Source organism: Azospirillum sp. P4_B5, from assembly GCF_056402275.1.
Genome location: NZ_JBFUHT010000003.1, coordinates 135,203 through 156,395, shown reverse-complemented (window position 1 = coordinate 156,395; position 21,193 = coordinate 135,203). Strand labels below are relative to the sequence as shown.

24 protein-coding genes and 3 tRNA genes are annotated in these 21,193 nt (G+C 66.2%); 14 read left to right on the top strand and 13 right to left on the bottom strand.

Going from position 1 to position 21,193, the window contains the following annotated elements:
• Window positions 1–34: 34 nt before the first annotated feature.
• The 4 genes from AC1DVI_RS03480 to AC1DVI_RS03465 all read right to left on the bottom strand — a co-directional run bounded on the left by AC1DVI_RS03480 (window position 35) and on the right by AC1DVI_RS03465 (window position 3,350).
• Entirely contained in the window at window positions 35–721 is a 687-nt protein-coding gene (locus AC1DVI_RS03480) for a DUF2497 domain-containing protein (RefSeq protein ID WP_476956766.1), read from the bottom strand.
• A 141-nt stretch (window positions 722–862) separates the two neighbouring features.
• Window positions 863–2,221 carry a TolC family outer membrane protein gene (locus AC1DVI_RS03475; protein ID WP_236778072.1) on the bottom strand — a complete coding sequence of 453 codons (1,359 nt, stop codon included), beginning with the start codon at window positions 2,219–2,221 and terminating at the stop codon, window positions 863–865.
• Between the two features lie 35 nt (window positions 2,222–2,256).
• Window positions 2,257–2,583 (bottom strand): rhodanese-like domain-containing protein, encoded by a 327-nt coding sequence (locus tag AC1DVI_RS03470; RefSeq protein WP_014240448.1) that lies wholly within the window; start codon window positions 2,581–2,583, stop codon window positions 2,257–2,259.
• 110 nt (window positions 2,584–2,693) lie between these two features.
• On the bottom strand, window positions 2,694–3,350 hold the full coding sequence (locus AC1DVI_RS03465) for a protein-L-isoaspartate O-methyltransferase family protein (RefSeq protein WP_476956765.1): 657 nt from the start codon (window positions 3,348–3,350) through the stop codon (window positions 2,694–2,696).
• A gap of 218 nt (window positions 3,351–3,568) precedes the next feature.
• On the opposite strand from AC1DVI_RS03465, the gene AC1DVI_RS03460 reads away from it, so the two are divergent.
• The 4 genes from AC1DVI_RS03460 (at window position 3,569) to AC1DVI_RS03445 (ending at window position 5,355) form a co-directional block, all read left to right on the top strand.
• A tRNA-Cys gene (locus AC1DVI_RS03460) sits at window positions 3,569–3,642 on the top strand.
• 462 nt (window positions 3,643–4,104) lie between these two features.
• On the top strand, window positions 4,105–4,425 hold the full coding sequence (locus tag AC1DVI_RS03455; protein WP_476956764.1) for a YciI family protein: 321 nt from the start codon (window positions 4,105–4,107) through the stop codon (window positions 4,423–4,425).
• A gap of 428 nt (window positions 4,426–4,853) precedes the next feature.
• Window positions 4,854–4,929: transfer RNA gene (locus AC1DVI_RS03450), tRNA-Asn, on the top strand.
• Between the two features lie 195 nt (window positions 4,930–5,124).
• On the top strand, window positions 5,125–5,355 hold the full coding sequence (locus tag AC1DVI_RS03445; protein ID WP_476956763.1) for a hypothetical protein: 231 nt from the start codon (window positions 5,125–5,127) through the stop codon (window positions 5,353–5,355).
• A gap of 50 nt (window positions 5,356–5,405) precedes the next feature.
• Here the strand turns inward: AC1DVI_RS03445 and AC1DVI_RS03440 are convergent, their stop codons facing one another.
• Entirely contained in the window at window positions 5,406–5,645 is a 240-nt protein-coding gene (locus tag AC1DVI_RS03440) for a hypothetical protein (protein ID WP_476956762.1), read from the bottom strand.
• Between the two features lie 131 nt (window positions 5,646–5,776).
• Complete coding sequence (locus AC1DVI_RS03435; protein ID WP_014240443.1) at window positions 5,777–5,953, bottom strand: hypothetical protein; 177 nt, start codon at window positions 5,951–5,953, stop codon at window positions 5,777–5,779.
• A gap of 188 nt (window positions 5,954–6,141) precedes the next feature.
• Here AC1DVI_RS03435 and AC1DVI_RS03430 point away from each other — a divergent pair, with 188 nt between their 5' ends.
• The 8 genes from AC1DVI_RS03430 (at window position 6,142) to AC1DVI_RS03395 (ending at window position 12,687) form a co-directional block, all read left to right on the top strand.
• The gene (locus AC1DVI_RS03430; RefSeq protein ID WP_476956761.1) at window positions 6,142–7,164 is read left to right on the top strand and encodes a S1C family serine protease; all 1,023 of its coding nucleotides are present in this window, start codon (window positions 6,142–6,144) and stop codon (window positions 7,162–7,164) included.
• 88 nt (window positions 7,165–7,252) lie between these two features.
• Window positions 7,253–7,861: an NUDIX domain-containing protein gene (locus tag AC1DVI_RS03425; protein WP_476956760.1), complete on the top strand. Its 609-nt coding sequence runs from the start codon at window positions 7,253–7,255 to the stop codon at window positions 7,859–7,861.
• 128 nt (window positions 7,862–7,989) lie between these two features.
• Window positions 7,990–8,994 (top strand): cysteine synthase A, encoded by a 1,005-nt coding sequence (locus AC1DVI_RS03420; protein ID WP_476956759.1) that lies wholly within the window; start codon window positions 7,990–7,992, stop codon window positions 8,992–8,994.
• A gap of 16 nt (window positions 8,995–9,010) precedes the next feature.
• On the top strand, window positions 9,011–9,718 hold the full coding sequence (locus AC1DVI_RS03415; RefSeq protein ID WP_476956758.1) for an alanyl-tRNA editing protein: 708 nt from the start codon (window positions 9,011–9,013) through the stop codon (window positions 9,716–9,718).
• A gap of 15 nt (window positions 9,719–9,733) precedes the next feature.
• On the top strand, window positions 9,734–10,621 hold the full coding sequence (gene sseA / locus AC1DVI_RS03410; RefSeq protein WP_476956757.1) for a 3-mercaptopyruvate sulfurtransferase: 888 nt from the start codon (window positions 9,734–9,736) through the stop codon (window positions 10,619–10,621).
• Window positions 10,618–11,052, top strand: coding sequence for a GNAT family acetyltransferase (locus tag AC1DVI_RS03405; protein WP_476956756.1), 435 nt, complete (start codon window positions 10,618–10,620; stop codon window positions 11,050–11,052). The genes sseA and AC1DVI_RS03405 overlap by 4 nt, the downstream gene beginning before the upstream one ends.
• Window positions 11,028–11,669 (top strand): GNAT family N-acetyltransferase, encoded by a 642-nt coding sequence (locus AC1DVI_RS03400; RefSeq protein WP_476956755.1) that lies wholly within the window; start codon window positions 11,028–11,030, stop codon window positions 11,667–11,669. Before AC1DVI_RS03405 ends, AC1DVI_RS03400 begins: the two co-directional genes overlap by 25 nt.
• A gap of 52 nt (window positions 11,670–11,721) precedes the next feature.
• Window positions 11,722–12,687: a DMT family transporter gene (locus tag AC1DVI_RS03395; RefSeq protein WP_476956754.1), complete on the top strand. Its 966-nt coding sequence runs from the start codon at window positions 11,722–11,724 to the stop codon at window positions 12,685–12,687.
• Here AC1DVI_RS03395 and AC1DVI_RS03390 read toward each other — a convergent pair.
• From AC1DVI_RS03390 to AC1DVI_RS03370, 5 genes are all read right to left on the bottom strand, one after another.
• A complete protein-coding gene (locus tag AC1DVI_RS03390; protein WP_476956753.1) occupies window positions 12,623–13,708 on the bottom strand; it encodes a pyridoxal phosphate-dependent aminotransferase in 1,086 nt (361 codons plus the stop codon). The genes AC1DVI_RS03395 and AC1DVI_RS03390 overlap by 65 nt on opposite strands.
• 142 nt (window positions 13,709–13,850) lie before the next feature.
• Window positions 13,851–14,627, bottom strand: a complete 777-nt coding sequence (locus AC1DVI_RS03385) for an amino acid ABC transporter ATP-binding protein (protein WP_476956752.1) — start codon at window positions 14,625–14,627, stop codon at window positions 13,851–13,853.
• Between the two features lie 22 nt (window positions 14,628–14,649).
• Entirely contained in the window at window positions 14,650–15,768 is a 1,119-nt protein-coding gene (locus tag AC1DVI_RS03380; protein ID WP_476956751.1) for an amino acid ABC transporter permease, read from the bottom strand.
• 5 nt (window positions 15,769–15,773) lie between these two features.
• Complete coding sequence (locus AC1DVI_RS03375; RefSeq protein WP_476956750.1) at window positions 15,774–16,973, bottom strand: amino acid ABC transporter permease; 1,200 nt, start codon at window positions 16,971–16,973, stop codon at window positions 15,774–15,776.
• A gap of 199 nt (window positions 16,974–17,172) precedes the next feature.
• Window positions 17,173–18,195 carry an amino acid ABC transporter substrate-binding protein gene (locus AC1DVI_RS03370; protein ID WP_149165851.1) on the bottom strand — a complete coding sequence of 341 codons (1,023 nt, stop codon included), beginning with the start codon at window positions 18,193–18,195 and terminating at the stop codon, window positions 17,173–17,175.
• A gap of 241 nt (window positions 18,196–18,436) precedes the next feature.
• Between AC1DVI_RS03370 and metC the strand changes: the two genes are divergently transcribed.
• Both metC and hisI read left to right on the top strand, forming a co-directional pair.
• Window positions 18,437–19,615 (top strand): cystathionine beta-lyase, encoded by a 1,179-nt coding sequence (gene metC, locus AC1DVI_RS03365; protein ID WP_476956749.1) that lies wholly within the window; start codon window positions 18,437–18,439, stop codon window positions 19,613–19,615.
• A gap of 45 nt (window positions 19,616–19,660) precedes the next feature.
• Window positions 19,661–20,095, top strand: a complete 435-nt coding sequence (gene hisI / locus AC1DVI_RS03360; protein ID WP_476956748.1) for a phosphoribosyl-AMP cyclohydrolase — start codon at window positions 19,661–19,663, stop codon at window positions 20,093–20,095.
• A gap of 331 nt (window positions 20,096–20,426) precedes the next feature.
• Here the strand turns inward: hisI and AC1DVI_RS03355 are convergent, their stop codons facing one another.
• Both AC1DVI_RS03355 and AC1DVI_RS03350 read right to left on the bottom strand, forming a co-directional pair.
• Window positions 20,427–20,669 carry a DUF6460 domain-containing protein gene (locus AC1DVI_RS03355; protein ID WP_236778071.1) on the bottom strand — a complete coding sequence of 81 codons (243 nt, stop codon included), beginning with the start codon at window positions 20,667–20,669 and terminating at the stop codon, window positions 20,427–20,429.
• A gap of 447 nt (window positions 20,670–21,116) precedes the next feature.
• Window positions 21,117–21,193, bottom strand: a tRNA-Arg gene (locus tag AC1DVI_RS03350).

The window sequence follows — 21,193 nt, the reverse complement described above, 5'->3', positions numbered from 1 at the left end:
GCGTGGCCGGAATGCGTGGCGGCCGTGACGCCGCTCAGAATTTTTGGGAGCGCCGGATCATCCGGTCGATTTCCTGCTGCACCAGCCGTTCGACGATGGTCGGCAGATTCTCGTCCAGCCACTCCTTCAGCAGCGGCTTCAACAGCTCGCGGACGACTTCCTCCACGGTGCGGACGCCGACGGGCATCGGGCCGATGGACAGGTCGTCGCCGAGCTGGCGCGCCAGATGCGTGAAATGGTGGGACGATTCCTCGGCCACCCGGCGGGAGATCAGCCCGTCGTCGAGTCCCGACGCACGGATGCGCGGCCGCGGCGGGGGCGGCTCGTCATCGTCGAAATCGTCGAAGGCCGGCGCGGGACGCTTCGCGGCGGGACGCGGCGGCGGGGGCGGGGGTTCGGGGTCCGGCGCGTGATACGCCGGCTCCGGGTCGGTCATGCCACCGAAGGCCGGCTCGTCGCGCCACGGATCGGGCTCCGGTTCGTCGGGCTCGTCCCTCCCCTCGTTCTGGAGCATCTGGGTGAGTTCCAGAACGTCATCGTCGTCATCCTCCATGGGTGGAGGTGGCGGCGGGGGCGGAGGTGGCGGAGGGGGTGGTGGTGGCGGAGGGGGCGGAGGGGGCGCCGCTTCCGCCTTCGCGGGTTCGCCGTCCTCCGAGATGATGCGGCGGATGGAGGCGAGGATCTCCTCCATCGACGGTTCTTGCTGGCCTTTATCGCTCATCGTGGCAAACCCGGGGACGTCATCCTGACGCGGACACTAGGGCAGGACTGGGTAAAAAGCCACCAGACAAAAACGGCCCGCCGAGGCGGGCCGTTTCGATCATCCGGGGACGATCACCCAGGAAGGGGCTTTCAAGTGCGATCACTCCGGCACGCCGGTTCCGATCCACTTGTTCCGCACCTGCTTGTAGTGCGTGTCGGCGTCGTAATACTGGACCGGCAGGTTGAGCTGCCGCGCCGTCAACTGGCCGATCGCGCCGAGGACCGTGAAGGCCTGGACCATCTCGGTCCGCTGGGCGCGGACGAGGTTGACGCGGGCGTTGAGCAGTTCCTGCTCCTGGTTCAGCACGTCGAGCACGGTGCGCGACCCGACCTGGGCTTCCTGCCGCACGCCTTCCAGCGCGATCTCGGCGGCCCGGATCTGGGAGTTGTAGGACTCGATGCTCGCCCGCGCGGCCTGCAGACCCTGCCACGCGCTGATCGCCGCCTCGACCGCCTGACGGCGCGTGTCGTCGATCTGCAGGCGGGCCTGATTCGCCGTGTGCTTCGCCTCGCGGGTCAGCGCTTCCGGAAGACCGGCCTGATAGAGCGGGATGGTGATCTGCGCGGTGAGCTGAGCGCCATCCTGCCGCTTGATGTCGATGCCCGACGAACGGCCGGCGTCGATGGTGCGGTTGGCCTGCGCCGACAGGTTGGCCGACGGGAGCAGGCGGCCGAACTGCTGGTCCACCGCCTCGCGCTGCGCCGCTTCCGTGTAGGTTGCCGACAGCACCGAGGGGTTGTTGGAGCGGGCCATCTCGACGACCTCGTCGAGCGTCCCCGGCAGCTTGAACTTCGGCTTCGGCGCCTTCAGCTTGCCCGGCATCGAACCGACGACGCGCTCGTAGGTCGCGCGTGATGCCTGCAGCGTGCCTTCGGCGGAGATGCGGGCGGCGATGGAGGCGGCCAGACGCGATTCGGACTGGCTGACGTCGGTGCGGGTGTATTCGCCGACGCGGAAGCGATCGCGCGCGGCGTCGAGCTGGCGGCGCAGGACCTGCTCGTTGTTGGCCTGAAGCTCCAGCACCGCCTGATTCTGCACGACGTCCAGATAGGCCGCCGCGGCGTTCAGCAGAATCTGCTGCTCGTTGGCGAGCACGGTGGCGCGCTGGGCTTCGACGGTGCGCTCGGCGCGGCGGACGGCCGGACCTACGGTCGCGTCGTAGAGCGGCTGGGTGGCGGTGACCCCGACGCTCTTGGCGTTGTTCTCGGAGCCGGTTTCGCCGCCCTGAAAGGTGCTGTTGGTGGCGTTGCGGGTGATGCCCGCCGTCGCCCGCACCGTCGGACGGTAGCCGGACAGAGCCTGCGGGACGCTCTCGTCCACGGCGCGCTGGCGCGCGCGCTGGGCGGCGAGCGCCGGGTTGTTGGAATAGGCCTGCGCTAGCGCGTCTTCGAGGGATTGGGCCGACGCGGTGTCGATGCCCCCGACGAAGGCAACCCCCAGCGTGAGGGCGGTCGCCATCAAATGGCGCGCGAAACGGCTTCGCACAGTCATGTTCAATAGACCTTCATGTTCGGGTCGATTCGGCGCGCCCAGGCATCCACCCCGCCATTCAGATTGGTGGCGCGGGAAAATCCCTGGGAACGCAACCACATGGTCACCTGCGCGCTGCGTCCGCCGTGATGGCAGACGACCACGATGTCGCGGTCCCGCGGCAACTCCCCGACGCGGGCGGGCAGCGCCCCCATCGGAATGTGGAGGCTGTCGGGAAGGGCGCAGATAGCCACCTCCCCCGGTTCCCGTACGTCGAGCACCAGCGGATCGCCACCCGATGTCCGGATGCGGTCCAGATCCTCGACGTCCATGTCAAACGGCGCCGGCATGCCTTGATTCTCCGCTGCGGGCCGCAGGACCGCGGCCGGTGAAAGGCAAGGTGACAGGCTGGGGGACAAGTCGAAAAGGGCCGAAGCCCCTGGGATCACTCACTCTGAAATCAGAATACGAATTTCGGCTTGGCTTCGAAACCGGGCAGCGGGTGCGTGTGCGCCTCGAACAGCGTGCGGGCCGAGGTGACTCCGCCGCTGCGCTGATACAGCTTCACTTCGCCGACCCCGCGGTCACCGAGAACGGCGGCGACCAGCCGGCCGCCCTCGCCCAGCTGGGCCAGGATGCCCTCCGGTACCTCCGACACCAGTCCCTCGATCACGATCACGTCGTAAGGGGCCTGCTGCGGGTAGCCTTCGGTCAGCGGAGCGGTGATGACGACGGCGTTGTCGACGCCGACCGCGCTGAGCGATTCCGTCGCCTGCCGGGCCAGTTCGGCGTCGGACTCGATGCCAACCACGGTGGCCGCGAGCCGGGCCAGAACGGCGGTCGAGTAACCGGAGCCGCTGCCGATGTCGAGCACGACGTCGGTCTCGTCGATGCCCACTTCCTGGAGCATGCGGGCGAAGACCATCGGCTCCATCAGATAGCGGCCGTTGCCGATGGCGAGATCCTCGTCCACATAGGCGATGCCACGCGCCGCCTTTGGAACGAACTGTTCACGGGGAATGTCGAGCATGGCATCGACCAGGCGCTGGTCGGTCACCTTGTTCGGTCGGATCTGCCCTTCGACCATGTTGAGACGGGCGGCGGCGTATTCGGACATGGCGGTCGCTTACAATCTGGTGGACGGAGCGCGGCGCCAAGCCGTAGTGCGCGGCCTCGCTGCCTCGTCGCGTATATATCTTCAAAGTCTCACGAACACAACGCCGCACCGGATCATCGAGATAACGCGACGAAGGCGCTTGACCACCCCCGTGAACCGCAGTATACGTCCGCTCCCACGCCGCGGCGCTCCCGCTAGGGGGTGCCGGACGCAAGGATGGCGCGGTGGCAGAGTGGTGATGCAGCGGACTGCAAATCCGTGTACGTGGGTTCGATTCCCGCCCGTGCCTCCATCCTTGACCGTTGGAAACCTTAGGGTTTTCAGCCTTTCGCCCTGAAGCCCGAAGGCCCAGGGCACCCGATTTTCTCCCATTGCCCCCAAGGTTTCGGCCTTACCCCGAGGTGGCCCTTCGTGGCTTGAACCGTCACCCGACGAAGCCCTTTTTCTGCCCTGCCGACTCGCCGTAGTCCTGCCCCTATCCTTCCGGGCGCGAATGGCGGGCTGGAGGTCTTGGGAGCCGAATGCGGGACGGTGCTACACTGCCCCCCTCCCTATCAATTATGGCTCTTGCCACAGTGTCCGATTCTGGGGCGGTAGGCGGGGGATGCCAGCGGCGAAATTCGCAACGCTGCAAGCCGGAACAGCAACGAACAACCGACCTTTGCCCCATTCTTTAAAGAAACGGGGCCCTCAGGAAACCCGGAGCGGTTTTTTCAGTTTGGCTAGCGGCCCCTCCCCCGCAGAAGTTAGCTGCGTGGACAAGAACGCCGGGAGGATTCCCATGGCCCGATGGATCGCGTTGTTCACCGATACGCCGGAGATGCTGGAGGTTCGTCAGCAGCATGGCGCCGCCCATCTCGCCTACCTTGATGCCAACCGCGATAAGATTTTGATCGGTGGCGGTCTCCGTCCGGAATCGGGTGCCCCCTTCGTCGGAGGCTTGTGGGTGCTCGACGTCGAGAGCCGGGACGAAGCGGTGAAACTGGTCGAGGGCGATCCCTACTATCGGCCGGAATTCAGGCGCTGCGAGTTGCTGGTTTGGGGCAAGGCCATCGATCGACCGGTCACGTTGTAGCGGTTGCGAGTTGCACTGACCTCTCCATAGACAGCGTGCTCGTGCCGGAGCGTGCATCACGCGACCGCCATCGCTTTGGCCGCCTTTGACCCGGGCCACGCCCGCACCGCCACACCTCGCCGGTGTATGCAGCGCTATGGTCAGCCCCCCACTGCTGCGCCCAATTCGCATGGCTTGGACCTGCTCGACCATGTTGGCATCGACCATGTTGGCCGTCAGCCACCCGAGGTTTCATGCTCCGCGATGGTGGAGAAGCCGCAGCGTTGGAGCGCCCGCCACAGGGCGGACACACGAATCGTAAGGCGCTCGGATTCCCTGCCCCGCTCCGGCCGTCTTTTTTTGCCATCAAAAGACTTGGCAAGCATTGGATGGTCAGCTATATAGCCGCCCACGCCGGACGTTGCGTCTCGCAAGGCCGGTCAGACTGATCCCGGTTAGCTCAGTCGGTAGAGCAGCGGACTGTTAATCCGCGTGTCGCTGGTTCGAGTCCAGCACCGGGAGCCACTTCGATGAAAAGGCCGAGTCCCTGTGGGCTCGGCCTTTTCTCATAGCGGAATTCTTCTCCACCGCTTCCGGCATCATCCGAAGGAACGAGCGTTCCGACCGAAGGCCTGATGCCGCCGCACGCCTCCCGGCGTTACACTTTCATAGAATACCCTTCGAGTCGGGACTGCGCCTGTTCAGCGGTGGAGGCGACCCATGACCATTTTCCCACTCAACTTTCATTTCCTCGCGCCGAAGGACGGGACTTCACAGTCCGATGGCCGGCAAGGAGGCGGTGGCTGGGTCGGCGCGGTGGCAATCATCGCCCTGTCCATGGCGGTGGCCGTCGCCCTGCTGAGCGTCGATTGGAATCGGATGCTGTTTCGTGGCGAGGCGGTCTTGCCGGAAAACCAGCGCTCCATGGTGGTCACACCGATGCACCGCTGAACCGAAGCGCAGAAGGGCGGCCGACACCAATGCAACCCGGTCCCGTTCGCCTATCGGGGTTGCTGGTCATCGTAGATCAGGCGGCTGTCCGCGGCCTCGCCGGCGGGGTCGCCGATGTCACGTTTCCATTCGCCGCACCAGTCGGTGGAGAGGGTGATCGGAAAGCGTCCTTCCGTATCGCGGGGGGTCACCTGCGGTGGAAAGCGGCGGCACAGGCCCTTCGGTCCCCTCTGGCGGATGCCCTGCCCTTCCCAGAACAGGCAGGTGTAGCAATTGTCGATTCGCTTCATCGTGGGGACGCGCTCCTTCCTTCAACGGCGGCGTCCCGGGGCGGCGATACGGCCCGGGAGCGGCGGCAGTGTCGGTCAGCCGCCCCCTCCGCGTCGATGAAGAAATGCGTGCCGGTGTCGGCGGCAGAGCGTCACTCGTGCCGTGGCTTGCCTTTGCGCATGTCATCGGAGTGCTGGACGTAGAAGGCCTTGATCTCCGCATCCAGTTCGAGTTTCCGGCGCTCGCCGGGCGAACCGGCTGGCTCGTCGGCGAGACGCTGGAACTCCGCCACCGCCTGTTCGAGTTCGCGTTCGCTGTTGATGGGCATCGTCCCGTCCTTCGTGGTGTCGCTGATACGGGTAACGTTGCGCGGCGGGCGGAGGTTTCACGGACCGGTCAGAGAGGCTTCGGTCGAATCGGGGAACCCCTTGATGGAAGCGCCCCGACGCTCATGTTTAATCCGGGGATCGAGCAATCCGGCGTCCGCCCGACTCGACTCCGGCAAGGGAGGGAAAAATGACGGGTCGCTGGCGCCGCATCCCCCGGACGATGACCTTCTTTGCGACCTTCTTTGCGGCCTTCCTCACGGTGCTTCTTCCCATCCCTGCGGCGCGGGCCGACCAGCTCGACGCGGCGAAACTGTCGGGCGCCCTGGTCCGCATCTCCGCCACCATCCTTCCCGACAGCCAGAGCGCTCGCACGCTCGGCACGGAGCGCGAGGGGACCGGTGTCGTCATCGACGGGGCCGGACTGATCCTCACCATCGGCTACACGATTCTGGAGGCATCGCAGCTCCAGGTCACCACCGGCGAGGGGCGCGGCTATCCCGCGGAGTTCGTGGCCTACGATCAGGCCAGCGGCTTCGGGCTGCTGCGCGCCGGCATGGGGTTCAGCGCCGCACCCGTCCGGCTCGGCGACTCCGACGCGATCAAGGAGGGGGAGCGCGCCATGGTGCTCACCCGGCAAGGGTCCACCGGGGTGCAGCCGGTGCTGATCGCCGCGAAACGCGAGTTCGCCGGTTACTGGGAGTATCTGCTGGACGAGGCGATCTTCACCACACCACCGATCATGGGCTTCAACGGCGCCGCCCTGATCGACCGCAAGGGCGAACTGGTCGGGATCGGCTCGCTGATCGTGCGCGACGCGGTTCCGGCCCATGGCGGCATTCCGGGCAACATGTTCGTTCCGGTCTCCGCCCTTAAGCCGATCCTGGCCGACCTCCTGGCGTTCGGACGGCGGCAGGAACCCGCGCGGCCGTGGCTGGGCGTCACGCTACGCGAGGAGCAGGGCCGCCTGATGGTCGAGCGGGTCACCCCGCAGAGCCCTGCGGCGACCGTGGGAATCCAACCGGGCGACATGATCGTCGGGGTCGCCGGCCAGCGGCCGAAGGGGTTGGCGGATTTCTATCGCAAGGTCTGGGGCCTGGGCCCGGCCGGCGTCACCGTGCCGCTGGAACTGCTGCGCGGCCCCAAGCTGGAGCCGGTCGCCGTCCCGTCCGCCGACCGCTACAGCACGCTGAAGCTGAACCCGACCTTCTGAGGGAAAATCCCCGGTCGCCTCGCCCCGGACGGGCGGATGCGCTACATCCTTGGACCGTGCACGCCCCGCAAGCCAAGGAGCCCCGCCCGTGGATCATCCGGACATCGAGGTCCAAGAGAAGAAGAGAGTCTACGACGGCTATCTCAAGGTCGACGTCTACCGCCTGCGCCACAAGAAGTTTGACGGCTCCTGGAGCGGCGTCCTGCCGCCGCGGGAGGTCTGCGTGCGCGGCGAAGCCGTGGGCGTGCTGCTTTACGATCCGGACCGCGACAGCGTGGTGCTGATCGAACAGTTCCGGGTCGGGTCGGCTTCGGCCGGCGGGCGGGGGTGGCTCACGGAAATCGTCGCCGGCCTTCTGGACGAGGGCGAAACGCCCGAGCAGGTGGCGCGGCGCGAGGCCATGGAGGAGGCCGGTTGCACCGTCCAGGACATCGAGATGATCTGCGACTACTACCCCAGCCCGGGCGCTTACGACGAGCATGTCACCGTCTTCTGCGGACGGGTGGACAGCCGGGGCCTCGCCGCGACGGGCGGCTGCGCGGACGAGCATGAGGACATCCGCATCATGGTCGCCCCGGCCGACGAGGCGATCCGGCTGCTCGACGAGAACACGCTCAACAACTCCATCGCCATCATCGCGCTGGGATGGTTTGCGCGGAACCGTGACCGGCTGCGTGCCCAGTGGATCGGGAAATAGAGAGGGTTGGGAGATAGAAAGAACGAAGAAATTTCGTTCAATGCTGCATTTCACAAGCCGACCTTGAATTCCCTGGTGCGCAATCCGATAGTGTTGCCCGGTTCATCATTCGATTCGGGAGACAGTCCGTGGACATCCGCACCGGCTTCATCGGCTCCATCGGCAACACGCCGCTGATTCGGCTGGAAGGGCCGTCGAAGGCCACGGGATGCGAGATCCTGGGCAAGGCGGAGTTCCTCAACCCCGGCGGGTCGGTGAAGGACCGCGCGGCCCTCGCCATCGTCCGCGACGCCGAGCGCCGGGGCCTGCTGCGCCCCGGCGGCACCATCGTGGAGGGCACGGCGGGCAACACCGGCATCGGACTGGCGCTGGTCGGCAACGCGCTCGGCTACCGCACCGTCATCGTTATGCCGGAGACGCAGAGCCAGGAGAAGAAGGACATGCTGCGCCTGGTCGGCGCCGACCTTCGTCTGGTGCCGGCGGTGCCCTATTCCAACCCCGACAACTACGTCCGCTATTCGGGGCGTCTGGCCGAGGAACTGGCGAAGACCGAGCCGAACGGAGCCGTCTGGGCCAACCAGTTCGACAATGTGGCGAACCGCGAAGGCCATCGCCTGACCACCGGTCCGGAAATCTGGACCCAGACCGAGGGGCGGATCGACGCCTTCACCTGCGCGGTGGGCAGCGGCGGCACGCTGGCCGGCGTCGGGCTGGCGCTGAAAGAGCGCAATCCGGACGTCCGCATCGTTCTGGCCGACCCGATGGGTGCCTCCCTCTACCATCACTACGCCCATGGGACGTTGAAGGCCGAGGGCAGTTCGATCACCGAAGGCATCGGCCAGGGCCGGATCACCGCCAACCTGGAGGGCGCTCCGGTCGATCAGGCGCTGCAGATTACCGACGAGGAGGCCCTGCCGGTCATCTTCGACCTGATCAAGTCGCAGGGTCTGGTGTTGGGCGGTTCCAGCGGAATCAACGTGGCGGCGGCCATCCGCATCGCCAAGGAGATGGGGCCGGGCCACACCATCGTGACGATTCTCTGCGATGGAGGGCAGCGCTACCAATCGAAACTCTTCAATCCGGCGTTCCTGCGTGAGAAGAATCTGCCCGTGCCCGATTGGCTGGATTCGTAAACGCACCCGAGGTCCCATGGAGCTGATCTTCCGCGAGGACGCCTACGCCACCTCCTGCACCGCCACCGTGACATCCGCGGACGAGCGGGGCATCCGTTTGGACCGGACGGTCTTCTACCCCAACGGCGGCGGCCAGCCCGGCGACACCGGGCTGCTGCGCATCGCCGGTGCCACACTGCGCATCGTGGACACGGTGAAGGGCGACGGGCCGGACGACGTCATCCATGTGCCCGAGCCTGGCGCGCCCCTGCCCGCCCCCGGCACGCCAGTGGAAGCCGAGATCGACTGGGACCGCCGGCATCGCCACATGCGAATGCACACCGCGCTGCATCTCGTCTGCGCGGTCCTGCCCGGCGCCTCGATCACCGGCGCCCAGGTCGGGGCGGAGCGCAGCCGTGTCGATTTCAACGTCCCGACCGAGGGGCTCGACAAGGAGGCCATCGCGGCGGCGCTGAACCGGCTGGTCGCCGCGGACACGCCGGTCGGCTCGCTGTGGATCACCGACGAGGAACTGGACGCCAACCCTGAGCTGATCCGCACCCTGACGGTCAAGCCGCCGCGCGGCTACGGCCGCGTCCGGCTGGTGGACATCGCGGGGGTTGACCGCCAGCCCTGCGGCGGCACCCATGTGAGGCGGCTGGGCGAGATCGGCGGGCTCGACGTCGTGAAGATCGAGAACAAGGGCAAGCAGAACCGGCGCGTGATCGTCGCGCTGCGTGATTGAACGGGGAGATACTTCATGACCGAATCGCACACCACGCTCACCCTCCCCGGCCCGATCGTCCCGACGGGCTGGCTGGCGGAACGGCTGGGCCAGCCAAGCCTGCGCGTTCTCGACGCCTCCTGGTTCATGCCCGGCTCCGACCGCGATCCGGGCGCCGAGTTCCTGGAGCGGCACATTCCCGGCGCCATGCGCATCGACATTGACGACGTGGCGCAGCCGGACACCCACCCCCTGCCGCACATGGTGCCGGACGAGGCGACCTTCGCGGCCAAGGTCGGGGCGCTCGGTGTCGGCAATGGCGACACGGTGGTCGTCTATGACAGCGCCGGCATGGCCACCGCCGCCGCCCGCGTCTGGTGGATGTTCCGTCTGTTCGGGCACGGCCGCGTCGCCGTTCTGGACGGCGGCCTGCCGAAATGGATCGCGGAAGGCCGGCCGCTGGAATCCGGTCCGGCCGACCCGGCCCCGGCGGCGTTCACGGCGGCGCTGCGACCCGGCCTGCTGCGCCGGGCCGACGAGGTTCTCGCCAACATCGACTCGCGGGTCGATCAGGTGGTGGACGCCCGTGGCGCCAACCGCTACGAGGGCGCCGTCGTCGAGCCCTGGCCGGGCCGCCGCAGCGGGCGCATCCCCGGCAGCCTCAACCTGCCCTACACGGACCTGATCGACGCGGAGAGCAAGACCCTGCTGCCGCCTGAGTCCATCGCAGAGCGGGCGAAGGGCGCCGGGCTCGACCTGGAGCGTCCCATCGTCGCCTCCTGCGGCAGCGGCGTGACCGCCTGCGTGCTTGCCCTCGGTCTGGCCGCGGCCGGCAAGGAGGATGTGGCCGTTTATGACGGGTCCTGGGCGGAATGGGGGCTGCGCAGCGACCTTCCGCTTGAGACCGGGCCGGCGAAGCGGTGAGCGGTGCGCTGAGCATCCGCCATTATGAGGCGGCGGACCGCGACGACGTGGTGGCGCTGTGGACCGCCTGCAACCTCGTGGTGCCGTGGAACGACCCGGTAGCGGATATCGAACTCGCGGTATCGAAACCGAACGCCACGATCCTGATCGGCCGCGACGGGGACCGTACCGTCGCCTCCGTCATGGTCGGTCATGACGGGCACCGCGGCTGGTTCTACTATCTGGCGGTCGATCCCACCTGCCGCGGGAGCGGTCATGGCCGGGCGATGGTCCGGGCGGCGGAGGGCTGGCTGGTGGAGGCAGGCATGCCCAAGGCGCAACTCATGGTGCGCGCGACGAACCACGCCGTGGTGGCGTTCTATGAGCGGCTGGGCTATGCCACCGGTCCCGTTACCGTGATGCAGAAATGGCTGAAGACCGATTCTCCCTGACGCCGCCTCCGCGGACGTCCCTGTCGCACTCCCAGCTCGCGGCGCCGGTGCCGCCCGGCTGCCTGTCCGTCATCGTCACCTATTTGGAGATGACGGCCCCGCCGTCCCACGCGCCCCTGCCCCGCCCGGCGGGTGACGTGGCGCTGGTGCGGGCCAACCCGCCGACGGCCTCCTACTACCGCTATCTCTACGACACGGTGGGCGAGCCCTGGCTGTGGCACGAGCGGCGGCGGATGCCGATGCCGGAACTGGGGCGTGTCGTCACCGACCCGCGGGTCGAGATCTGGGTCCTCTACGTGAACGGCACGCCGGCCGGCTACGCCGAGATCGACCGGCGGGAGGAGGACACCGATCTGGCCTATTTCGGGCTGATCCCGGACTTCATCGGCCTGAAGCTCGGCCCCTGGCTGCTCGACACGGCGATCCGGCTGGCCTGGCAGGGCGGGACGACGCGGCTTCTCGTCAACACCTGCACCTTCGACCATCCGAAGGCGCTGCCGCTCTACCAGTCGATGGGGTTCGTGCCCTACCGCCATGTGACCCGCGAAATCCGCGATCCCCGGCTCCTCGGCTGGCTGCCGCGGACCTCGGCCCCGCACATTCCGATCAACGAGTGACGGGCCGTCCAGGCCCGCTCTTCGCCGTTCCGAACGCCGGGAGTCCGTCGCCATGACGAAGGGCATTCTGTTCGCGTTCCTGGCCTTCGCCTTCTTCGCCTGGGGCGATGCGCTGGTGAAGGCGATCGGGCATGGGCTGGACCCCTTCGAGGTCACCTTCTTCGCCTACATCCTGCCGTTGCTGCTCTCCCCGGTCTTCATGACCAGGGGCGACCGGGTCGGTGATCTGCTGCGCTGGAACCGGCCCTGGCTGATGACGGTGCGGCTGGTCTTCGTGGCGGCGTCCACCCCGCTCAGCGTCATGTCGTTCCGAAGCCTTCCCTTCGCGGAAGCCTTCGCGATGATCTTCCTGATGCCCAGCCTCGTGACGCTGCTCTCGATCGTCGTGCTGAAGGAGCCGGTGCGCTGGCGTCGGCGGCTGGCCATCGGGGCGGCCTTCATCGGCGTGCTGATCGTCGCCCGCCCCGGCTTCCGCGAACTGCTGCCCGGCCATTTCGCGGCGCTCGGCTGTGCCTTCAGCTCCGCCGTCGTGGTCATCACCGGGCGGATGATTGGGCATTCCGAGAAGCGCTTCACCCTGATCGGGACGGTGTTCCTGTCGACCGCCGTCGCGTCCGGCCTGCTGATGATCCCCGGCTTCGATTGGCCGACGCGGGAGCAGTGGATTCTGACGGTGGGCTTCGCAACCACGACCTTCGCCGCCCAGGCCCTGTTCACCCTGGCCGCCGCCTTCGCCCCTGCCGACCGGGTGGGGGCGGCCCAGTACAGCCAGATCCTGTGGGCGCTGGCCATCGGGGCGATCTTCTTCGACGAGTGGCCGGACCTGCTCTCGCTGGTCGGCATCGTCATCGTGGTCGGTTCCGGGCTGTTCATCTTCGCCCGCGAACACGCCCAGCATCCAGATCCTATCCCTGGCCCCATCCCCGAACCGGTTCCCAGCGAGGAGCCGGAAATCAGCTCAGAATCTCTCCAAGAGCCGCGACCAGAGCCCGGTTTTCGTCCTCCCGCCCGACCGTGATGCGCAGGCAGTCGGCCAGCCCGTAATCCTGGGTGGGCTTCACCAGGATGCCGCGGCGCGCCAGATGGTCCAGCACCGCCTGGACGCCGAGCGACGGGTCGGTCGGGATGCGCGCCAGGATGAAGTTGCAGACGCTGGGATAGACGCGGACGCCGAGCTGCTCCAGCTCGTGGCTCAACCAGGGCAGCCACGCGCTGTTGTGGGCGAAGGTCGCCTCCTCATGCTCGATGTCCGCGATGGCGGCCTCCGCCGCGGCCTGGGCGGCGATCCCCACGTTGAAGGGGCCGCGCGTCTGGTTGACCGCCTCGATCACCCCCGCCGGGCCATAGGCCCAGCCGACGCGCAGCCCGGCCAGCCCATGCAGCTTGGAGAAGGTGCGCACCATCAATACGTTGTCGGAATTCTCGACGATCTCCGTCCCGTCGCTGTAGTTGTCGCGGCGGCAATAATCGGCGTAGGCCGAATCGAGGACCAGCAGAGTGTGCGACGGCAGGCCGGCGCGCAGCCGCAGGACCATGTCCGACGGGATGTAGGTGCCGGTCGGGTTGTTCGGGTTGGCGAGGAAGCAGAGCTTCGTCTTCTCGTTCGCCCGGTCGATCATCGCCTCGACATCGACGACCAGATCCCGTTCCGCGGCGACGACCGGGGTCGCCCCGGCGGCGCGAATCGCCTTCATGAAGCCGCGGTAGCCGTGCTCGTGGCACAGCACCTCGTCCCCCGGCCCGGTGAAGGCCTGGGTGACGAGGTGGATCATCTCGTCGGAGCCGTTGGCGCAGGTGATGTGGCCGGCGTCCAGATCGTAGCGCCGGGCGATCGCGTGGCGCAGGCGGTCCTGCGACCAGTCGGGATAGCGGTGGATTTGCGCCGCCACATGGCGGTAGGCGGTGAGCGCCTTCTTGCCGGGTCCCAGCGGATTGACCGTCAGCGACAGATCGACCCAGGCGGCCCCGTCCTCCGGTGGTCGGGCGGGACGGTAGGGCTTGATCTGGCCAATTCCGGGACGGGGACTCAGCAGCTCCATCAGGCAGGCTCCGTTGTGCATAGCGGCAAACAGCACGAACGGACTGCATTCAACCCGAAACCGGCACAACCCGCCAGCGTTCGTTGCGGGTTGCGCTGGTTTACCGCGCCGGAACAAGCCATTCCGGCGCGGTCGGCGGGTATCAGTGGTTCAGGATCTGGCTGAGGAACAGCTTCGTCCGCTCCGACTGCGGGCTGTTGAAGAACTCGTTGGGCGTGTTCTGCTCGACGATCTCGCCGCGGTCCATGAAGATGACGCGGTCGGCGACCGACTTGGCGAAGCCCATCTCGTGCGTCACGCAGAGCATGGTCATGCCGTCCTCGGCCAGACCGATCATGACGTCCAGCACTTCCTTCACCATCTCGGGGTCCAGCGCGGAGGTCGGCTCGTCGAACAGCATGACCTTCGGGCTCATGCACAGCGAGCGGGCGATGGCTACGCGCTGCTGCTGCCCGCCGGAGAGTTGGCCGGGATACTTGTGCGCCTGCTCCGCGATGCGCACCCGCTTCAGGTAGCGCATCGCCATCTCCTCCGCCTCGGCCTTCGGCTTCTTGCGGACCCAGATGGGAGCGAGCGTGCAGTTCTCCAGCACGGTCAGGTGCGGGAACAGGTTGAAGTGCTGGAACACCATGCCGACTTCGCGGCGGACCAGCTCGATGTTCTTCAGGTTGCCGGTCAGCTCGATGCCATCGACGACGATGGAGCCCTTCTGGTGCTCCTCAAGCCGGTTCAGGCAGCGGATCATGGTCGACTTGCCGGAGCCCGACGGGCCGCAGATCACGATCCGCTCCCCCTTGGCGACCGACAGGTCGATGTTCTTCAGGACGTGGAACTCGCCGTACCACTTGTGCACGCCCTGGCACTGGATGATCGGCTCCCCCTGGGGGAAGCTGCGCGCGGCGCCGGCGGTTTGGGCCATGGTCATCTCTTTTCCCCTTCCCTCAGCGACGGTGACCGCGATGCAGGTCGCGCTCGAGCTTTTGGCTGTATTTGGACATCGAGTAGCAGAACACCCAGTAGATCACGCCGATGAACAGGTAGGCCTCACGGTAGAAGCCGCGCCATGCCGGGTCGGACAGCGCCGCCTTGGCGGTGCCCAGCAGGTCGTAGAGGCCGATGATGATGACCAGCGACGTGTCCTTGAAGAAGCTGATGAAGGTGTTCACCAGCGGCGGGATGGAGATGGCGAGCGCCTGCGGCAGGATGATTTTGCCCATCGCCTGCCAATAGTTCAGGCCGAGCGCGTCCGCCGCCTCGTACTGGCCCTTCGGAATGGCCTGAAGACCGCCGCGGATCGCTTCCGCCATGTAGGCGGCGGCGAACATGATGAAGGCGATCTGGGCACGCAGCAGCTTGTCGAAATTCACGCCGGTCGGCAGGAACAGCGGGAACATCACCGAGGCCATGAACAGCAGGCTGATCAGCGGCACGCCGCGGATCAGCTCGATGTAGGTCACCGAAATCACGCGGATGGCCGGAAGCTGCGAGCGCCGGCCGAGCGCCAGCAGGACCGACGCCGGGAAGGCCACGGACAGGCCGACCACCGAGAGCATCAGCGTCAGCGGCAGGCCGCCCCACAGCGTGTTCTCGACATAGGTCAGGCCGAGCACGCCGCCCCACATCAGCACGCCCACCGCGGTGAGGCCGGCGATCCAGACGAGGGCAAGCCAGGGCTTCCAGAAGCGGCGGTCGCAGCTCGCCAGCACCAGCGCGATGATGATCACGATGGTGATCAGCGGCCGCCACTGCTCCTCGTACGGGAAGGTGCCGAACATGACGAAGCGCAGCTTCTCGCTGACGAAGGTCCAGCAGGCGCCGCCCTCCTGCCGGCACACCTGGGGCGGCGTGCCGAAGCTGTTGGCGCTGAAGATCAGCCAGTCGAGAAGCGGCGGGATCGCCTTGAACAGCAGCCAGGCGATCAGGATGGTCAGAAGCGCGTTGTACCAGGTGTTGAACAGGTTGTTACGCAGCCACGCCACGGGGCCGACGGTGTTGGACGGCGGACGCTCGTCGGGGATGCTTCCGGAATGGACGTTGCCGGTATGGACGTTGTCTGTCATGGCCGTCAGCGCTCCACCAGCGCGATGCGCTTGTTGTACCAGTTCATGAAGATCGAGATGCCCAGGCTGATGACCAGATAGGTGCCCATGATCATCGCCACGCCCTCGATCGCCTGACCGGTCTGGTTCAGCGTCGTGTTGGCGATCGACACCAGATCCGGGTAGCCGATGGCGAGCGCCAGGGAGCTGTTCTTGGTCAGGTTCAGATACTGGCTGGTCAGCGGCGGCACGATCACCCGCAGGGCCTGCGGCAGAACGACGAGCCGCAGCGTCTTGCCGCTGTCGATGCCGAGCGCCCTTGCGGCTTCCGTCTGGCCCCAGTTGACCGCCAGGATGCCGCTGCGCACCACCTCGGCGATGAAGGCGGCGGTGTAGACGACCAGCCCGACCAGGATCGCGAAGAACTCCGGGGTGAGGACCACGCCGCCGACGAAGTTGAAGCCCTGCAGCTTCGGCACGTCCAGCGCCGTCGGCGCGCCGCCGGCGATGTAGGCGATCAGCGGCAGGCCGATCAGCAGACCCAGGGTCGCCGATCCGATCGGGAAGGGCTGCCCCGTCCGCTCCTGCCGGCCCTTGGCCCAGCGCCGCAGGAAGATCACGGCGATCACCGCGATGGCGAGCGCGAAGCCCATCGTGCCCCACACCGGGTCGGCGGAGGGCACCGGCACGAACAGCCCGCGCTGCGACAGGAACACGCCGGGAATCGGGTTCAGCGCCTGCCGCACCGGCGGCATGCTTTCCGAAACCAGCGCGTACCAGAAGAAGAGTTGGAGCAGCGGCGGGATGTTGCGGACGATCTCCACATAGGTGGAGGCCAGCTTGGCGATCAGCCAGTTGCTGGACAGGCGGGCGACGCCGATCAGCGTGCCCAGCACGGTCGCCAGGACGACGCCGATGATCGACACCTTCAGCGTGTTCAGCACGCCGACCAGGAAGGCCCGGCCGTAGCTGTCCCGCGGATGATAGTCGATCAGGCTCTCACCGATGCCGAAGGAGGCCTCGCGGTCCAGGAATCCGAATCCCGTCGCGATGGACCGCTTCGACAGGTTGTCGAGCGTGTTGTGAATAAGGAACCAGCCGACCGCGATGACGATGCCGACCACCAGAACCTGGTAGAACACGGCACGGACCGTCGGGTCGCTGAGGGAAAATGAAACACCGCCAGGCGCGCTTGGGCGCGCGGTGTCCCGGGTCTCGCTGGCCACGGTTCTCTCCCCTCACCAGCATGGCGTAAGGGCGTCGGCCGCCTCCCGAACGTCCGCCGCAACTTGCGCCACGTATATCGTCTCCCAAACGGGCCTGCGGCACGGGCATTGATTCTTGTCGCCCTGCGGCCGCCCCGCCCGTCGTCAAAAAAGGAAGGACCGCGGGCCTCCCTGTGGTCCGCGGTCCCCCTTTCCGTCCTTAGCGGATCGGCATCGCGTACTGCAGACCGCCGTTGGTCCACAGCGCGTTCAGGCCGCGCTCCAGCTTCAGCGGGGTCTTCATGCCGACGTTGCGCTCGAAGATCTCACCATAGTTGCCCATGGTCTTGATCACGTTGTAGGCCCACTTCTCGTCCAGGCCCAGCGCCTTGCCCATGCCCGGCGAGGTGCCGAGGATGCGCTGGATCTCCGGGTTCTTGCTGTTCACGAACTCGTCGACGTTCTTGGACGTGATGCCCATCTCTTCGGCCTGGATGGTGGCGTAGACGGTCCACTTCACCACATCGAACCACTGGTCGTCACCGTGGCGGACGGCGGGGGCCAGCGGCTCTTTGGAGATGATCTCCGGGAGGATGACGTGGTCGTCCGGAACCGGCGCCACGCCGGCGCGGGTGCCGGCCAGACCGGAGGCGTCCGTCGTCAGCACGTCGCAGCGGCCGGCGAAGTAGGCGGCGTTCACCTCGTCGTTCGACTCGATGACGACCGGGTTGTAGGACATGTTGTTGGTGCGGAAATAGTCCGCAAGGTTCAGTTCGGTCGTGGTGCCGGCCTGGACGCAGACGGTGGCGCCGTTCAGTTCCTTGGCGCTCTTCACGCCGAGCTTCTTGTTCACCATGAAGCCCTGGCCGTCATAATAGGTGACCGGGGCGAAGTTCAGGCCGACCGAGGTGTCGCGGGTCAGCGTGACGGTGGTGTTGCGCGACAGCAGATCGACTTCGCCGGACTGGATGGCCGGGAAGCGTTGCTGGGCCGACAGCGGGGTGAACTTGACCTTGTTCGGGTCGTTGAACAGCGCAACCGCGACCGCGCGGCAGTAATCGACATCGAGACCGGTCCAGTTGCCCGAGCTGTCGGGGTTGCCGAAGCCCGGAAGGCCGGCGTTCACGCCGCACTGGACGAAGCCGCGGCCCTTGACGGCGTCCAGCGTCGGACCGGCCTGGGCGCCGGTGACGGCACCGAACACCACGGCCGCGGCAGCAGCGGCGAGGATTCCCGATTTCATATTAAGCTCCACCCTGTTCTTGCGTTTTTACGCTTAGGTTCATGCATTGCGCGCCCCGCATGGCGGACACGCGCGTGTGACAAGAGTGCACCAACCGCATCCGGCTTGTCGAATCATCCTTAAGCCGTGCATTTGGCTTGGTTATCCCTTACAGAGGCTTTGGGAAAAGAAATCTTTGGTGGCCGGGTCCATCTTGGAATGTCGGGATACGGGCGCCATCACTGTTGTTGCGGGAAGACCCATGAACGACGCACGAAAAGATACGATCCTCGGGCACGCCGGGCGCAGCCCGCGCGAGAATCACGGAATCGTGAATCCGCCGGTCTACCATTGCTCGACGGTGCTGTTCCCGACGCTGGAGGAGTTGGAGGCGAGCGACCGCACCCCCTTCGACAGCATCAACTACGGGCGCGTCGGGACTCCGACCACGCTGGCCTTCGAACAGGCGGTGGCGGAACTCGAGGGCGCCTATCGCGCGGTCAACACCGGCTCGGGCTTGAACGCTATCGCCACGGCCTTTTTCGCCTTCAGCAAGGCGGGCGACCATGTGCTGATCACCGACAGCGCCTATGCCCCGACCCGCCGATTCGCCAACGACACGCTGGCGCCCTACGGCGTGGAAGTCGAGTATTTCGATCCCACCATCGGCGCCGGGATCACCGCCCTGCTGAAGCCGAACACCAGTGTCGTGTTCCTCGAATCGCCGGGCTCCCTGACCTTCGAGGTGCAGGACGTCCCGGCGATCGCCGCAGCAGCCAAGACGGTGGGCGCCACGGTGATGATCGACAACACCTGGGCCACCCCCCTCTTCTTCCAGCCGCTGCGGCACGGGGTGGATGTTTCGATCCACTCGGCCACCAAATACATCGTCGGGCATGCCGACGCGATGCTGGGCGTGATTTCCTGCGCCAACGAGGCGCACTGGCTGGCGGTGAAGAAGGCCGCGACGCGGACGGGCACCTGCGCCGGACCGGACGACATCTATCTGGGTCTGCGCGGCCTGCGCACCCTCTCCGTCCGCCTGAAGCAGCACGAGGCAAGCGCGCTCGCGCTGGCCGGTTGGCTGTCGAAGCAGCCCGAGGTCACGCGCATCCTGCATCCGGCCTTCCCCGAGTGCCCGGGCCATGAGCTGTGGAAGCGCGACATCGGACGCTCCTCCGGTCTGTTCTCCATCGTCATGAACGCGGTGCCGAAGCCGGCTCTGTCGGCCATGCTGAATTCCCTGGAGCTGTTCGGGCTGGGGTACAGTTGGGGCGGGTTCGAGAGCCTGATCCTGCCGGCGCGTCCTGCCGCCGTCCGCACGGCGACCCGCTGGACCGATCCCGGCACCGTCCTGCGCCTGCACGCCGGGCTGGAGGACGTGGACGATCTCATCCGCGACCTGGACGGCGCCTTCACCCGCCTGAGGGCCGCCCTGTAACGGGCGGGTCCGGACACGCGGCGCACAACACGAGGATTGGACATCATGACGGACGCCACCGCGTTCGAGCCTGCATTTGAACCCTCATTCGAGGACGTGATCGCCGCCATCTCCTTCAACGCCGACGGGCTGGTCCCGGCCATCGCACAGGCGGAGGGAACCGGCGAGATCCTGATGATGGCCTGGATGAACCGCGAGGCCGTGCTGGAAACGCTGCGCACCGGCCGCGTCTGCTACTGGTCGCGGTCCCGCAAGGGATTGTGGCGCAAGGGCGAAACCTCCGGACAGATGCAGAGGCTGAAGGATTTCCGCGTCGATTGCGACGGCGACACCCTGCTGGTGATCGTGGAGCAGGACGGCGTGGCCTGCCACACCGGACGCCGCAGTTGCTTCTACCGCGCGCTGCGTGATGGGAAACTCGAAATTATCCAGGATGTCGAGACCGACCCTTCGGTTCTCTACGGACACACGCATAAGTAAGACGCTAAACCTTCGCTGCAATGCGAAAAGTGTTTGATCTATGTCAACGTAGCTTGGGGCGGGAAGAGGTAGAAAGCTCTTGTCTCTAACCCTCCCTGTATTCGCCTATGCCGGGGGTTCCAATGGAACCCTCGGCTATTTTTTTGCCCAAAGTCAAAGCCTGTCCGGTTGCAGCGCATCGATAAAATTATCGCAGATTGATGCAGATCAACGAAGCAGGTCGCCCGAACAGTTAAACAGTCCTTGTCTCTAACCCTCCCTGTATTCACTTAGCCGGAGATCCACTGGATCTCCGGTTTTTTCTTGTGCGGGTGGTGGGCATTGGGCGGCGTCAAGGACGGTGGCGCGTACGGGTCCAGCGCATGACGGCTCCGATCACGGACAGCGGGACGACGATCACCGCTCCGATCAGGATATAGGGCAGCGCCCAATGGAACATGTCCGCGGCGAGCCGGGCGATGTCCTGGATGGTGGCCCAACTGTTGGTCAGGATGCTGGCCGGATTGATGTCCAGAAAGGACAGAACCAACCCGACCACGAAGCACAGCAGAAGCGTTCTGACGACCCAACCCACCAAGACATCACCTCTTACTGACACCGAACGGCGTGGGATTGATCAAGCGCCCCGTAAAACGCCACCGGCACGGAGACCGTTCCTTGCGGTAGATGGTTACGGCGGTGGCGCATGAGAACGCCTTAGCCTCTGCTCACGCAGGCGCTTTCGAGTTATCCCCATTTTCTGTGGATAACTTTGTGGATGAGTCTTCAAGCCTATTGGAGTGGCGTCAACTTGCCCCTATGCCCCCAAATTGGGCCCGGTCATCACGAAGCGAAATCATTGGATACACTGCACATCGTCAGCGTTACACCGCAACCATAGGCTTCGCATCGCCTTGGCCTACGGCAATGGGGATATGGGGATAACTATGTTGACCGTTTTTAGAAATCGACAGAGGGTCCGCTGATGATGACCAGCGGACGGCCCACGATGGTGATGGAGGAATGGTGCTGCGGAGAAAGGTGGCGACCCCAGCAGGATTCGAACCTGCGACCTATCGCTTAGAAGGCGATTGCTCTATCCAACTGAGCTATGGGGCC